The following is a 13,528-nucleotide window of genomic DNA, read 5'->3' on the forward strand; positions in this document are numbered from 1 at the left end:
CGCCTTGTGCGTTCTGGCTTGGCCTGCCCATGCGCAGCTCCACACACCTGCTCGCCGCCAGCGAAAGACTCAGCTGTTGTAAGCGGTATGAGGACTGAACGCAACGCAGCCGGCTCGTAGCGCCGCGGCGCTCCGGCTGCGGGAGCCAAAATGTCTCTGAAGGAAATGGGCCGATTGATCCAGGAGCTCAGGTTCGTCGGGGAACGGACTTGCACCGCTTAGCGGGCAAACTGTCAGCGTTTCCCCTTCAGCCCTGTTGAAATGGCATGCGAACTAGCCTGAGCGGATCGGGATCGCGCCTTGCCTTGCCCGCTGGTCCGGGAAAGCGAACGCCATGTCTCGAGCAGCATCTTGAGAAATTGGCTCGCATGAGGGGATAGTGTCGCCCCGCGCCTGCGCACGATTCCGATCGTCCGCGACACTTCCGGCTCGACCAACCGAATGGTGTGAATGACCGGATGATCGGCGGCGGGCGTCGCGAGCTTCGGTAGCACGGCAATGCCCAGTCCCGCTTCGACCAGGCCAAGCGAACCTGAGAGGTGAGCGACTTCATAGGACCAGTTCAGCTGCAGACCGTGTCGCGCCAGCGCATTGTCGATCAATGCGCGATTGCCGCTGTTGCGACCGACGGTGATCACCCGGTGCGGCACAATTTCCGACCAGCTTACCTGCTTGCGTGACGCCAGCGCATGGTCATGACGGCAGGCCAGGACGAAAGGATCCTCAACCAGTTTCTCAAAGTCAATCTCGGCATGCGAAGCACCAATGAAATTGATGCCGAAATCGGCTTCTCCGCGCGCTACCGCTTCCAGTCCCTCATTGGCACCGATGTCCAGAATCCGGATGCGAATGCGCGGATAGGCTTCGGCAAACCGGCCGATCGCACGCGGCAGAAAATAGAATACTGCTGTCGGCACCGCAGCCACCGAGACCAAGCCTGAACTTCGCGCGCCGATATCATGGATGGCGAGCACCGACGTCTCAAACTCGTCGATGAGGCGGCGCACCTTCGGCAGGAAGTCACGGCCCGTCATGGTGAGATTGACGTGGCGCGTCGACCGCTCGAGCAACGGCGCACCGAGGCTTTCTTCCAGCTTCTGAATGCGTCGGCTGAGCGCCGGCTGAGACAGGTTCAGCGCCTTGGCGGTGCGAACAAAGCTTCCCGTCTCCGCGACGGTGATGAACGCCTTGAGGTCGAGCAGTTCTGCGTTCATGGCAGCCTCCATTATATCGATATGCGGAATAATACATCGGATATTTGCATTTCACAAAAGAGTTCAGAGGGGGGATGGTCGAGTGAAGACGTCGCCGACGGAAAAGGTCCATGAACGATCAGATTGCGATTCCCTGTGTGGTCATGCGTGGGGGTACCTCGCGCGGGCCGTTCTTCCTGGCCCGCGATCTTCCGGCCGATCCCAGGTTGCGCGACGCGATCCTGTTGTCCGTGATGGGAGGTGGGCACGATCTTGGAATCGATGGAATCGGCGGCGGCAATGCCGTTATCAACAAGGTCGCGATCATTGGGCCGGCCTCGGTACCCGGCGCAGATGTTGACTACCTGTTTGCCCAGGTCCGTGTTCGTGAAGGGATCGTCGACACCTCGCCGAACTGCGGAAATATGCTGGCAGCGGTGGGGCCGTTCGCAATCGAAGCCGGCTTGGTCGCCGCCACCGCGGATCGCACCCATGTGCGTGTCCACAATGTCAACACCGGCAAGCTGATTGATGCGACGGTTGCCACTCCCGGCGGGCGGGTGACTTACGAGGGCGAGGCGCGGATCGACGGCGTACCGGGAACGGCCGCGCCCATCGAACTGTCCTTCCCCAACGCGGCCGGCGCATGCACCGGTCGCCTGCTGCCGACGGGACGTCCGGTCGACTGCATCGAAGGGATCGACGTGACCTGCATCGACGCGGCGATTCCGGTCATGCTGGTCCGCGCGGCGGATCTGGGCTGGGCTGGCCGTGAGGCGCCCTCGGACTTCGCCGACAGCGGCTTCCGTGCGCGTCTCGAGAACTTGCGCATCGAGGCGGGACGCCGGATGGGTTTTCCGAACTCCGCGACAATGGTGATCCCGAAGCCGGTTCTGATGGCGCCTGCGGGCGAGGGGGCGTTGAACATCCGGTACTTCATGCCGCATGACTGCCATAGCGCGCTGGCGGTGACCGGCGCTGTCGCGATCGCGACTGCCTGCGTGACGCCCGGAACGATCGCCGCAGAGATGGTCGGGCCGCTGGCACTGCCGGTCCCGATCACGCTCGCCCATCCCTCCGGCCAGCTCGTCGTTCGGCTGGAGCCCGGCCCAATTGCCCGGGTGCAGCGGACGGCCCGGCGAATTTTCGAGGGCCATGTCTTCGCCCGTCGATCGCACGTGCCTCATTCGGTGCTGGCGGCCTGAAGCCCGCCGCCTTCGAAGCCATCAAGAAAAATCAGAGCCATGGGAGAAACGCGAATGCAGAAGCAAGCGCTGGTTGGGCACCCGAACACGCAGGCGGGGAAGCCATTCTACCGGATTCTCTACGTCCAGGTGCTGATTGGCCTGATGCTGGGTGTCCTCACGGGCCATCTGTGGCCTGAGTTGGGTACCGCGCTGAAGCCGCTTGGCGACGGCTTCGTCAAGCTGGTCAAGATGATGATCGCGCCGATCGTGTTCTGCACTATCGTCAGCGGCATCAACAGCATCAGCGATTCCCGCGAGATCGGCCGCACGCTGGTGAAATCCATGGCGCTGTTCTACCTGCTGACTGTGCTCGCACTGCTGGCCGGGTTACTCGCTGTATCGCTGATCCAGCCGGGTGTTGGCATGCATGTGTCCGTCAGTACGCTGGATCCGTCGGTGGCCGCGAAATTCACCAAGCAGGCAGGTGCGACCGGATTCGCGGAGTTCGTGCTGCACATCATCCCGCATTCGTTTTTTGGAGCGTTTGCCGACGGCGAAGTGCTGCCGGTGCTACTGATTTCTGTCCTGATCGCTTTTGGCCTAAGCCGTGCCGGCGATGGCGGTGTGGTGGTGACAAAGGCAGTCGATTCGTTCTCACAGGTGCTGTTTGTGTCGTTCGGCTTCATCATGAAGCTCGCTCCGCTCGGCGCCTTTGGAGCCATGGCGTTCACGGTGGGGCGCTACGGCATCCGTTCGATTGGTTCGCTCGGACTGCTGATCCTGACGTTCTATATCGCCTGCTCCGTCTTCGTGGTCGTCGTGCTTGGCACGCTGGCGCGGCTTAACGGCTTCAGCCTGTGGAAGACTATCCGCTACTTCAAGGAAGAACTGCTGATCGTGCTCGGCACGTCGTCGTCGGAGCCGGCGTTGCCTGGTGCGCTACGCAAGCTGGAGCAACTCGGATGCCGGAAAGGCGTATCGGGGCTCGTGTTGCCGATGGGCTACTCTTTCAATCTGGACGGCAGCGCCATTTATCTCACCCTGGCTTCCATCTTCATTGCGCAAGCTTGCGACATTCACCTGTCATGGGGGCAGATTGCGGCAATGCTCGGACTGATGCTGCTGACTTCCAAAGGGGCGGCAGGCGTCACCGGCAGCGGCTTCGTCGCGCTTGTCGCGACCCTTTCGGTCATGCCGGATTTGCCGGTGACCGGCGTGGCGCTGCTTGTTGGCATTGACCGCTTCATGTCGGAGGCGCGGGCGCTGACCAGCATGATCAGCAACTGTGTCGCATCCATCACCATTTCGCTGTGGGAGGACGCCTGTGACCGCGAGGTGCTGGCCCGTGAACTGGGACAGAGCGGCACTATCAAGGTCGCGGCCGGGACGAAGATCGACGGGGCAACCATGGTGCACGAGGACAAGAGCTGGATCTCGACGACGCAATCGGCCGCTTGACGCCGCGTTTGCATCAAATCCGTCGCAGTATTGGATTTGGCAAATCGAGCCTGTGCGCAGGCTGCCAAGCCTAAGAGAGCGAGGTTAATCACTCTAGTTGGACTTGGCGCTCTCCTTCGCGTTCTCCGCCGCCGGCGATCCGTCCTGCGCCGGGCGCTTTCCGCCCCCGGTAATGCGCTGCTTCAGGAGATCGAGGAAGGGAGAGGCCGCAGGCGACTGCCGGATCAGGCTTTCGGGGTCGGGGAAAATCAGGGGATCGTCCCAGGGCCCCTGCACCATGAAGGGCAATTGAAAGCCTGACGTCGTGTTGAGGCTCGCGACGCCCTTCATGTCGTATTCGCGTGTCGGTACCGAGGCGGTGCCGGTCAGCGTGATCTTCGCCGCGGGTCCTTCGATGCGGATGTCCTCGGCGGTGGCGATCCCGTCGGAGAATTTCACTGCGATGGTGAGCTTGTCGTAGGGGGTCGAGCCGTTGCGGAAATTGCCGCCGCCCGACAGCGGCCGCCGCTCCAGCCGCTTGAGCAGCTGCTCGGCATTGAAGCCCGAGATCGCGCCGTCATGCCCGGTGACGGTGGCGCTGCCGTCGAGCGACTGCACGAGACCGAACGGGCTCGAGCCGGAGGCGAAGAGCGACACGTTGATGTTGCCGCGGCCCGACAGCTTGTTGAGGCCGAACAGTTCGGAGGCACAAGCCTGGAGGTCGACGTCGGTGAACTGGAATTGCGCCTTGATGTCGGCGACGCTGTCGGCGCGCGCGATGCCGAACGAGCCCTTGGCGATGCCGCCATAGACCTGGGCCTCGCCCACCGAGAGCGCCAGCGTGCCGTTGCGCAAATTGGCGCCGATCGCAGTGCGGCCGAGCTTCGACGGGCCGACCGTCAGCTTTGCCGCCGACAGGCGCATGTCGAGGTCAGTGGTCGAGAGCCCGTTAAGATCGAACAGCTGCCTGTTCCAGTCGCGCGCGCCGCTCGCGAGCAGGCGGAAGGTCGAGATATAGGGTGTGAAGTCGAGCGCGTCGGCGGCGAGCGTCGCCTGCAGCGTCTGCCGGCCGTTATTGGCGTAGGTCATCACGCCCTCAGCGGCATTGCCGTCGAGTTCGACATTGACGTTGGTGAGCGCGATCGAGGCACCCACGACATTGGCGCGCGCCTTCAGCGCGAAACGGCCGAAGCCGCCGCTGGCGGGCTGCGGCTGGCCGGTCCAGCGCAGCGCATTGCGCAAGGACGGGCTGTCGATGGTGAGCGTGCCTTCCATCATCGGGCTGGTGCGGTTGGCGACGCTGCCGTCGAAGGCGAGCTTGAGCGGCGCGCTCGCGATCCGCGCCTTCAATCCTGAGCGCTCGCCGGAGAGGGCGGCGACGAAATCGGAAAAGCTGATCGAGCCATCGACGCGCTCGCCGCGCCAGTCGAACTGTCCGGTCGCGGCGAAGGAGCGCGAGATCGAGGGCCAGGCCAGCGACAGGTCGATGTCCTCTAGCTTCTCGGTGGCGCGCGTGGCAACGTCCTCGTAATTGAGCACGCCGTCCTGGATCCTGATCTCGGAGAACGACACTTGATTGTCGGCGCCGGGCTTCATGGTGCGCGCAATGGTCTGGATGAAGGGCGTCCAGTTGCTCTCGCCGTCCGGCTTCAGGCTGACATGAATGCGCGGCCGCAGCAGCGTCAGGTCGGCGATTTCGAACCGTTGCAGCAGCAGCGGCAGCAGCCGCAAATTGGCAGTAAGGACGTCGACATGGAGCGCGGGATCGGTGGCGCCGCCGCCCTTGAGACCGACGTCGCGGAAGGAGATATAGCTCGCCGGCAGGACCGAAATGTCGATGTTGCCTGCGACACTGAGCTCGAGCCCGGTCACGTCGCGGATCTGCGCTTCCACCGCCTGGCGCAGCGCGTCACGGTTGATGAGCCAGGAGGTCGCGATCAGGGCGATCAGCGCCAGGCCGAGCAGCGCCGCGATCGGCGTCCCGAGGCGCTTCATTCCTTGGGCCATGGTCAATGGCATGTCCTGATCGGGTTGGTCATTGGAGCCAGAAGGGCGGGTCGGGAAACCTGCGTGCCCATGCCCAAGCCTTATTATGTTAAGTCCCGCAACTTGATGGGTTTTCTTGTCGCTTTCAAGGCCGCGGACGATTCTGCCCATGGCGTGGGCAGCTTCTATCACCCGGCCACGGATCGGAGAACCCCGTATCATTGACGGCTTCGGAGAATTTCGCCTAATAATCGCCGCCAATAAGGCGCGACGCCCGCAAGCCGAAGGTTCAGTCGAAGGTCATTTGCATGAACAAGGTCTATCCCGACGCCAAGTCGGCTCTCGATGGCATTCTGAAAGACAACATGATGATCATGTCGGGCGGCTTCGGCCTCTGTGGCATCGCCGAGGAGCTGTCGGACGCGATCCGCGAGTCCGGCGTCAAGGGCCTGACGGTGGTCTCCAACAATGCCGGCGTCGACGGTATCGGGCTCAGCCGGCTCTTGGAAACCCGGCAGATCAAGAAGATGATCTCGTCCTATGTTGGCGAGAACAAGCTGTTCGCCCAGCAATTCCTCGCCGGCGAGCTGGAACTCGAATTCAATCCGCAGGGCACGCTGGCCGAGCGCATTCGCGCCGGCGGCGCCGGCATCCCGGCCTTTTACACCAAGACCGGCGTCGGCACGCTGATCGCCGAAGGCAAGGAAGTGAAGGAATTCGACGGCGAGAAATATCTGATGGAGCGTGGCCTGTTCGCCGATCTCGCCATCGTGCATGCCTGGAAGGGCGACACCGCCGGCAATCTCATCTACCGCAAGACTGCGCGCAACTTTAACCCGATGATGGCGACCGCCGCCAAGATCACGGTGGCCGAGGTCGAGCATCTGGTTCCGGCCGGTGAACTCAATCCCGACCACATCCACACGCCCGGCATCTTCGTGAAGCGCATCGTCGAGGTCGGCACGGCCAAGAAGCGCATCGAATTCCGCAACACCCGCCCGCGACCCGCCGCTTAAGGCGCGCATGATCCGGAAAAGTGGATACCGATTTTCCGGCAAGATCATGCGCAATGAAGCACTACAGGAGAGTTAGATGGCCTGGACCCGTGAACAGATGGCCGCGCGCGCCGCGAAGGAACTGCGCGACGGCTATTACGTCAATCTCGGCATCGGCATCCCGACGCTGGTCTCGAACTACATCCCCGACGGCATTGACGTCAGCCTCCAAAGCGAGAACGGCATGCTCGGCATGGGCCCGTTCCCCTATGAAGACGAGGTGGACGCGGACCTGATCAACGCCGGCAAGCAGACCGTGAGCGAACTGCCCTCGACGTCTTATTTCTCGAGCGCCGATTCCTTCGGCATGATCCGCGGTGGTCACATGGATCTGTCGATCCTCGGCGCCATGCAGGTGGCCCAGAACGGCGACCTCGCCAACTGGATGATCCCGGGCAAGATGGTCAAGGGCATGGGCGGCGCGATGGATCTCGTCGCGGGCGTCAAGCGCGTCGTCGTGGTGATGGAGCATTCCGCCAAGGACGGTCCGAAGCTACTGAAGCAGTGCAACCTGCCGCTCACCGGCGAGCGCGTGGTCGACATGGTCGTCACCGATCTCGCCGTCTTCACCATCGACAAGCACGGCGACGGCGGCATGGCCCTGATCGAGCTCGCCGACGGCGTCTCGCTCGAGGAGGTCAAGGCCAAGACCGAAGCCGAATTCCGCGTTGCGCTGAAGAATACGTAAGGCCGTCGCAATGGAGGCGCGCATGACGATACGGTCAGCGCGTCCCGACGACGCCGGTTTTGTCGCACGAACCATTCTGACGTCGCAGCGCGGCTACCGCACGCGTGGCTGGTTCGACGTCGCGCTCGGCTGGCCCGAAGCGCAGTGCCTCGATTTCATCGCGCGCATCACCGTCGCAGACGCGGTGTCGATGTGGCACGTCTCGCAATTCCTGATCGCCGAGATCGATGGCATGCCTGCCGCCGCGCTATCCGCGCTGCCGGCGGCCGGCACCGGACCTTCGGCCTGGCGCGCGATCGAGGAAGTCGCCGCTGCAACCGGGCTCGCCGCGCCGGAGCTGGAAGCCATCCGTCGACGCGGCGCCTATACGCGCGCCTGCTGGGTTCAGGGCGGCGAGGGCGACTGGATGATAGAATATATCGCAACCGATCCCGCCTATCGCGGTCGCGGGCTGGTGCAGGCGCTGATCCGGCACGCGCTGGATAAAGGGCGGGCGGCTGGATTTGGCCGGGCGACGATATCGTTTCTGATCGGCAACGAGCCCGCCGAACGTGCCTATAGCAAGGCCGGATTCGTGTTCGCGGAGGAGAAGCGGGATCCCGATTTCGAGGCGCTGATCGGCGCGCCCGGCTTTCGCATGTTCGTGCGGACAATCTAGCCTGCGGCGCGGCCGATTTCATCGGAAAGCCGTTCCGCGCCCGCGACATGGTCGATCGGATCGATGCTGCCGTTGACGAGTTCGCGCAAGCCCGGCGCGAACCGCCAGCGCTGGCTGGCCGGCTGCGAACCGCCGACCAAGCGCGAAGGCGACGGCTCGAACATCTCGCTGCGCGCCTCACCAACAAAGACCGCCGGCGCACGCATCTGAGCGGGCGGACGATCGAGGGCTACGGCGCCAGCGTGTTGCCGAAAGCCGCCCGCAACCCGGCCGATCTGCTTCGTCGCATGTTCGGTCAGGGCTCGGCTGCCCATGTCCGAGGCTTGGCGGGACCACAACGCGTTCCGCGGCCACCCTGCCGCCGCCGCAGCGTCCCACGGAAACCCCAATCGAACCGGTTCCTTCCCTGCCGCGTCTCATCACGATGGCGAGGCATCTTTTCGCGCGTCCGGCTGGTGACGCGTCGATATCGGCAGGGAGGAAATTTATGCGTACCATCGCGAAATATCTGGCGACGACGAGTCTGGTCCTGGTGGCCTCGGCGGCGGCGTTGCCGTCATGGGCCGCCGACGTGGACGCCACATCGGCTATCGACACCGTCACCGTCTATCCCGATGGTGCCACCGTGACCCGTGTCATCGCGCTGGATCTGGCCTCTGGTGACAATACGCTGGTCGCGAAGGACTTTCCGCTCTCGCTCGATCCGTCCTCCCTCCGCGTCGAAGGCGAGGCGGGCGCCAAGCTGACCATCGGCACCATCGACGCGCGACCGCCGCGTGCGGCGCCGCCGGTGAACCTGCCGGAGCTCGACAAGCGCATAGAGGCGCTGAAGGATCAGCGCGCCGATCTGCAAGGTGTCATCGACTCGGCCACCGCCCGGCGCAAATTTGCGCAGCACTTTGCCGAAGCCTCGCCTGCCGGTCTCGGCGACAAGGGCGAGGCCCGGCCGATCACCGAATGGCGCGCGGCCTTTGCCGCCGTCGCCGAGGAGATCGCGACCGCCGACACTGCGATCCGCGAGGCCGCGCGAAAACAGCGCGAGATCGATCGGCAGATCGCGCAGCTCGAGGCCGAGCGTTCGGCCAAGCCGCCGAGCAAGCTGGAGGTGCGGATCGACGTCGCCTCGGCAGCCGCGACCAAGGCGACGCTGCGGGTGACCTATACCGTGCGCAATGCGCGCTGGCTGCCGCTTTATGACGCCCGGCTCGACACCGACGCCAAGGACCGCAAGCCGCAGCTCGAGCTGGTGCGCCGCGCCGAGGTCACCCAATCGACCGGCGAGGATTGGTCCAACGTCACGCTCGGCGTCTCCACCGTTCGCATCAGCCGCGGCGGCAGCGCCCCGGAGCTTAATTCGCTGGTCGCGCAATATCCGCAGGTGGCGAGACCGGTGGCTGCAGGAACGGTCTCCGATCTGGCGCGGCCCGCGCCGGTCGCACGTCAGATGCAGCCCCATCTTTCGAAAATGGCCGAATCGGCCGAGTCGCATGAACGCGCCGACGAGCAGCAGGCGGTTGCCGAGATCGGTGACTTCCACGCTACCTTCAAGATTCCCGGGCGCGTCAGCCTCGGCGCCGCCGAAGGCGCCAAGAGCCTCCGTATCGCGTCGGTGAATGTGCCCGCCGATCTGGCGGTGCGGGCCGCCCCGGTGATGGACCCGACCGCCTTCCTCGAAGCCAGCTTCAGGCAGAGCGACGAGGCGACTCTATTGCCGGGCAAGGTTGCGATCTACCGCGACGGCGTCTTCGTCGGCCGCGGCAAGATCACGGCGTCGGCCAAGGACGACATCGTGCGGCTCGGCTTCGGCGCCGACGACAAGGTTAAGATCGAGCGCGCGGTGCTCAAGCGCAACGAGGGGTCGGCGGGTCTCCTTGTCACGACGTCGAAGACCGACGAGCGCGCGTTCAAGACGACGATCCGCAATGGACACGACTTCCCGATCAAGATTGCGATCGAGGATCAGCTGCCGGTCAGCGAGAACGAGGACATCGTGGTCGAGATGCTGCCCGCAAGCACGCCGCCCACCGCGAGCAACATCCGCGACAAGCGCGGCGTGCTGGAATGGTCGTTCGACGCCAAGCCCGGCGAGCCCAAGGACATCAACTTCGCCTGGCGCATCCGCTGGCCGAAGGACAAGAGCATGGTGATCGCACCGGCCGGCTAGACGGTGTCTCTTCACCTCTCCCGTAGGGACAGGTGAAGTGCGCCGCAAGCTCTGCGCGAACAACTGGGCATCATCGCGCAGGCCCAGCCGCTCGCATCGATTGCGGCAGCACGTACGGTACGCCGTCGTCGCCTTGGTTCACGGCGGCATCGATCTCGAAGATGTCGCGGATGATCTCGCGCGTGATGACATCGGCCCGCGGGCCGTCGACGGCGAGCTTACCGCGGTTCAGCACGATCAGTCGGTCGGCGAAGCGGATCGCGAGGTTGAGGTCGTGCAGGATTGCGACCACCGCCGTGCCACCTGCCGCGCGGCGGCGCGCGGCTTCCACGAGGTCGATCTGGTGGCGCAGGTCGAGGCTCGAGGTCGGCTCGTCCAGCAGCAGAAGTCCGGGGCCGTGCTCGGCCTCGCCGCAGGCGAGTTGCACCAGCACGCGGGCGAAATGGGCTCTCTGCTGCTCGCCGCCAGACAGTGTCGGCAATTGCCGGTCTCTGAAATGGGCGAGGCTAACCTCGTCCAGCGCGGCATCGACGAGCGCGCTCGCCTCGCGCGAGCTGCGATCGCCCGCGCCCATTAGCACGATCTCCTCGACCGTGAAGGGAAAGGTGACGTTGATGTGCTGGGACAGCATGGCGCGGCGCGCGGCGAGCTCGCGCGGCGTGAAGCTGCTGATGTCGCGCCGCTTCAGCCGCACCTCGCCCTCGCTCGGGCGGAGATCGCCGGAGAGCAGCCGCAGCAGCGTCGACTTTCCGGCGCCGTTCGGGCCAATGATGGCGACCATCTCGCCGGCCGCGACATGCAGGCCAACCCCATCGAGCAGCGTCGCGCGGCCGGCGTGCTTGCTCAAGGATCGCGCCTCGATCACGGCGCTCATAGCGAGGCGAGCCCACGCTGCCGCAGCAGGATGGCCAGGAAGACCGGCGCACCGACGGCCGCGGTCAAAATGCCGATCGGCATCTCCGCAGGCGCCACGATGGTGCGCGCCAGCGTGTCGGCGCCGACCATCAGAATAGCGCCAAGCAGCACCGAGGCGGGCAGCAGCAGGCGATGCGCCGGTCCGACGACGAGACGGAGCAGATGCGGCACGACGATGCCCACGAAGCCGATGACACCGCTGATCGACACGGCAACGCCGGTCATGGCGGAAACCATGACGATCGAGATCCGTTTCAGGCGCTCGACGTCGACCCCGCCGTGAAAAGCGTCAGCTTCGCCGAGCACCAGGAGATCGAGCCCGCGCGCGATGAAGGCGCAGGCAGCAAGCCCGACGGCCAGGATCGGCGTGAGCACGGCGGCCTTGGTCCAGGTCGCGCCGCTCATCGAGCCCAGCAGCCAGAACGTGATGTCGCGGAGCTGGCGGTCGTCGGCGACGAACACCAGCAGCCCGATGGCGGCATTGGCAATGGCGGTGATGGCGACGCCGGCGAGCAGGAAGATCGCGATGGAGGTTCGCCCGGCACGGCTGGAGATGCCGTAGAGGATGGCGGTCGTCGTCAGCGAACCTGTAAAGGCCGCGAGCGGCAACAGCTCGGTCTGGAGGAAGCGCAGCGCTTCGCCGAAGCGTGAATCGGTGAAGACGATCGCACTCGCCGCCGCGAGCGCGCCGCCGCTGGAAACGCCGACCAGCGCGGGATCGGCGAGCGGGTTGCGAAACAGTCCCTGCATGATCGCGCCGGCCGCGGCGAGCAGGCCGCCGACCATCGCGGTCGCTGCGATCCGGGGAATGCGGATCGACCACAGCACGAGCTGGTGACGCGCCGTCGTGGCGTCGGCGATCGTATTGCCGGCAAAGCCGAGCGCAGCAGGCAGTCGCGAGAGAGGAATACCGGCCGCGCCAACCGTCAGCGCAACGATGGCGGTGAGCACGAGTAGCACGACCAGAAGGGGAAGCGCGAACGATGCGGCACGTGCTCGTGCGGCGCGTCGTCGCCGGCCTTGCGCATCCGTCCCGACCGCCACACTCATTGCCGGCAATTCGCCGCCGACAGGGCCGACGTGAACGCGCCGCCCTGTTCGGCCAGCGTCGGATAGAGCTTGACGGAGAGATCGCGAGCGGCCGCGGCCGTGCGCGGCCCGAACCCGAGCAGATAGAGCCCGTCCATGGTGATGAAACTCTTGTTGGACGCAACCGGCGTCAGCGCAAAGCCGGGATGGGCATAGACCGCTTCGGCCTGGAGCGAATCGTTGCCGCGCTCGATCGACAGCACGACATCGGGTTTGGCTGCCACGATCGCCTCGTCGCCGATGATCTTGTAACCATCATAATCGTCCACGGCGTTGGCGGCGCCGGCGAGCTGGATGATCTCGTCCGCCGCGGTCTTGCGGCCGGCGACCATGGCGCGTCCGTTCTGGAGCGACATCACGAACATCACGCGCGCCGGCTTCGTCACCTTGGCACGCAACGCGCGGAGCTGCGCGAGATCGGTGCCGACCGCAGCGCTCAGGCATTCGGCGCGCGCATCGACGCTCATGGCGTGGCCGACCAGCTTGATCTTCTCGATCAGACCTTCCTCGGAGAACGTCTCGGGCACCAGCACCAGCGGCACCTTCGCCGCCTCCAGGATGTTCATGGTCTCGCGCGGGCCCGATCCCTGGATCGCCAGGATCAGCGTCGGGTTGAGGCCCAGCACACCTTCGGCGGAAATCTGGCGCATGTAGCCGACGTTGGGTTTGTCGTGCAGCGCCGCCGCCGGATAGAGGCTCGTCGTGTCGACGCCGACCAGCCGGCTCTCCAGGCCGAGTGCATAGAGGATTTCGGTGATGGCGCCGCCGATCGAGACCGTGCGTGCGAAATCGGTGATGGCGACGTCGCGATTGCGCGCGTCGTGCACGGTGACACCGGCGGCGTGCGCGCCGGACATGAGCGCGAACGTGCCGGAGAGCAGGAGGCTTGCAAGAGTGCGACAAAATGTCATTGCGTTCACTTCGTCAGGATCAGCTTGTTCTGCGAGGTCAGGCGCAGGCGATAGCTGTCCTCGCCATGCGCAATGATGATCTCGCGCTCGGCCGCAAACAGCTCGCGGCTGTCGATCCGGCTTCCTCGCATGGTGAGGGTTCTCGTTGCTGCAGAAGGGCCTCCTGCCGCCCCCGCCGCGCCGCTGCTGCTGTCTCCTGATGTTGCTGACATTGTTGGTGTGATGCGCTTTCGAAATTCAGATGC

12 protein-coding genes and 1 pseudogene are annotated in these 13,528 nt (G+C 64.8%); 7 read left to right on the forward strand and 6 right to left on the reverse strand.

The window, feature by feature from the left end; all coding sequences use genetic code 11:
* Nucleotides 1-233: 233 nt before the first annotated feature.
* Nucleotides 234-1,214 (reverse strand): LysR family transcriptional regulator, encoded by a 981-nt coding sequence (locus IVA78_RS14230; RefSeq protein ID WP_247466009.1) that lies wholly within the window; start codon nt 1,212-1,214, stop codon nt 234-236.
* Nucleotides 1,215-1,324: 110 nt separating this feature from the next.
* Here IVA78_RS14230 and IVA78_RS14235 point away from each other — a divergent pair, with 110 nt between their 5' ends.
* On the forward strand, nt 1,325-2,398 hold the full coding sequence (locus IVA78_RS14235) for a 4-oxalomesaconate tautomerase (RefSeq protein ID WP_247466012.1): 1,074 nt from the start codon (nt 1,325-1,327) through the stop codon (nt 2,396-2,398).
* Between the two features lie 54 nt (nt 2,399-2,452).
* Nucleotides 2,453-3,838, forward strand: a complete 1,386-nt coding sequence (gene dctA / locus IVA78_RS14240; RefSeq protein WP_247466014.1) for a C4-dicarboxylate transporter DctA — start codon at nt 2,453-2,455, stop codon at nt 3,836-3,838.
* A 93-nt stretch (nt 3,839-3,931) separates the two neighbouring features.
* Here the strand turns inward: dctA and IVA78_RS14245 are convergent, their stop codons facing one another.
* On the reverse strand, nt 3,932-5,824 hold the full coding sequence (locus IVA78_RS14245) for an AsmA family protein (RefSeq protein ID WP_247466489.1): 1,893 nt from the start codon (nt 5,822-5,824) through the stop codon (nt 3,932-3,934).
* A gap of 287 nt (nt 5,825-6,111) precedes the next feature.
* On the opposite strand from IVA78_RS14245, the gene IVA78_RS14250 reads away from it, so the two are divergent.
* From IVA78_RS14250 to IVA78_RS14270, 5 genes and pseudogenes are all read left to right on the forward strand, one after another.
* Nucleotides 6,112-6,819, forward strand: coding sequence for a CoA transferase subunit A (locus IVA78_RS14250; RefSeq protein ID WP_135165543.1), 708 nt, complete (start codon nt 6,112-6,114; stop codon nt 6,817-6,819).
* A gap of 76 nt (nt 6,820-6,895) precedes the next feature.
* Nucleotides 6,896-7,546: a CoA transferase subunit B gene (locus IVA78_RS14255; RefSeq protein ID WP_247280156.1), complete on the forward strand. Its 651-nt coding sequence runs from the start codon at nt 6,896-6,898 to the stop codon at nt 7,544-7,546.
* Between the two features lie 22 nt (nt 7,547-7,568).
* On the forward strand, nt 7,569-8,204 hold the full coding sequence (locus IVA78_RS14260; RefSeq protein ID WP_247466017.1) for a GNAT family N-acetyltransferase: 636 nt from the start codon (nt 7,569-7,571) through the stop codon (nt 8,202-8,204).
* Nucleotides 8,205-8,209: 5 nt separating this feature from the next.
* A pseudogene (locus IVA78_RS14265) lies at nt 8,210-8,509 on the forward strand (DNA-binding response regulator); the annotation flags it as partial.
* Between the two features lie 182 nt (nt 8,510-8,691).
* The gene (locus tag IVA78_RS14270; protein ID WP_247466020.1) at nt 8,692-10,368 is read left to right on the forward strand and encodes a mucoidy inhibitor MuiA family protein; all 1,677 of its coding nucleotides are present in this window, start codon (nt 8,692-8,694) and stop codon (nt 10,366-10,368) included.
* A 70-nt stretch (nt 10,369-10,438) separates the two neighbouring features.
* Here the strand turns inward: IVA78_RS14270 and IVA78_RS14275 are convergent, their stop codons facing one another.
* Genes IVA78_RS14275 through IVA78_RS14290 form a run of 4 tightly spaced genes read right to left on the reverse strand, consistent with a single transcriptional unit; the run spans nt 10,439 to nt 13,495 of the window.
* Nucleotides 10,439-11,242, reverse strand: coding sequence for a heme ABC transporter ATP-binding protein (locus tag IVA78_RS14275; protein ID WP_247466023.1), 804 nt, complete (start codon nt 11,240-11,242; stop codon nt 10,439-10,441).
* A complete protein-coding gene (locus IVA78_RS14280; protein ID WP_247466025.1) occupies nt 11,239-12,333 on the reverse strand; it encodes an iron ABC transporter permease in 1,095 nt (364 codons plus the stop codon). Before IVA78_RS14280 ends, IVA78_RS14275 begins: the two co-directional genes overlap by 4 nt.
* On the reverse strand, nt 12,330-13,283 hold the full coding sequence (locus IVA78_RS14285) for a hemin ABC transporter substrate-binding protein (protein WP_247466028.1): 954 nt from the start codon (nt 13,281-13,283) through the stop codon (nt 12,330-12,332). The genes IVA78_RS14280 and IVA78_RS14285 overlap by 4 nt, the downstream gene beginning before the upstream one ends.
* Before the next feature lie 5 nt (nt 13,284-13,288).
* Nucleotides 13,289-13,495, reverse strand: a complete 207-nt coding sequence (locus IVA78_RS14290) for a hemin uptake protein HemP (RefSeq protein WP_247280150.1) — start codon at nt 13,493-13,495, stop codon at nt 13,289-13,291.
* Nucleotides 13,496-13,528 lie beyond the last annotated feature (33 nt).

The sequence above is a fragment of the Bradyrhizobium sp. 137 genome (assembly GCF_023074095.1).
Classification (GTDB): Bacteria; Pseudomonadota; Alphaproteobacteria; order Rhizobiales; family Xanthobacteraceae; genus Bradyrhizobium.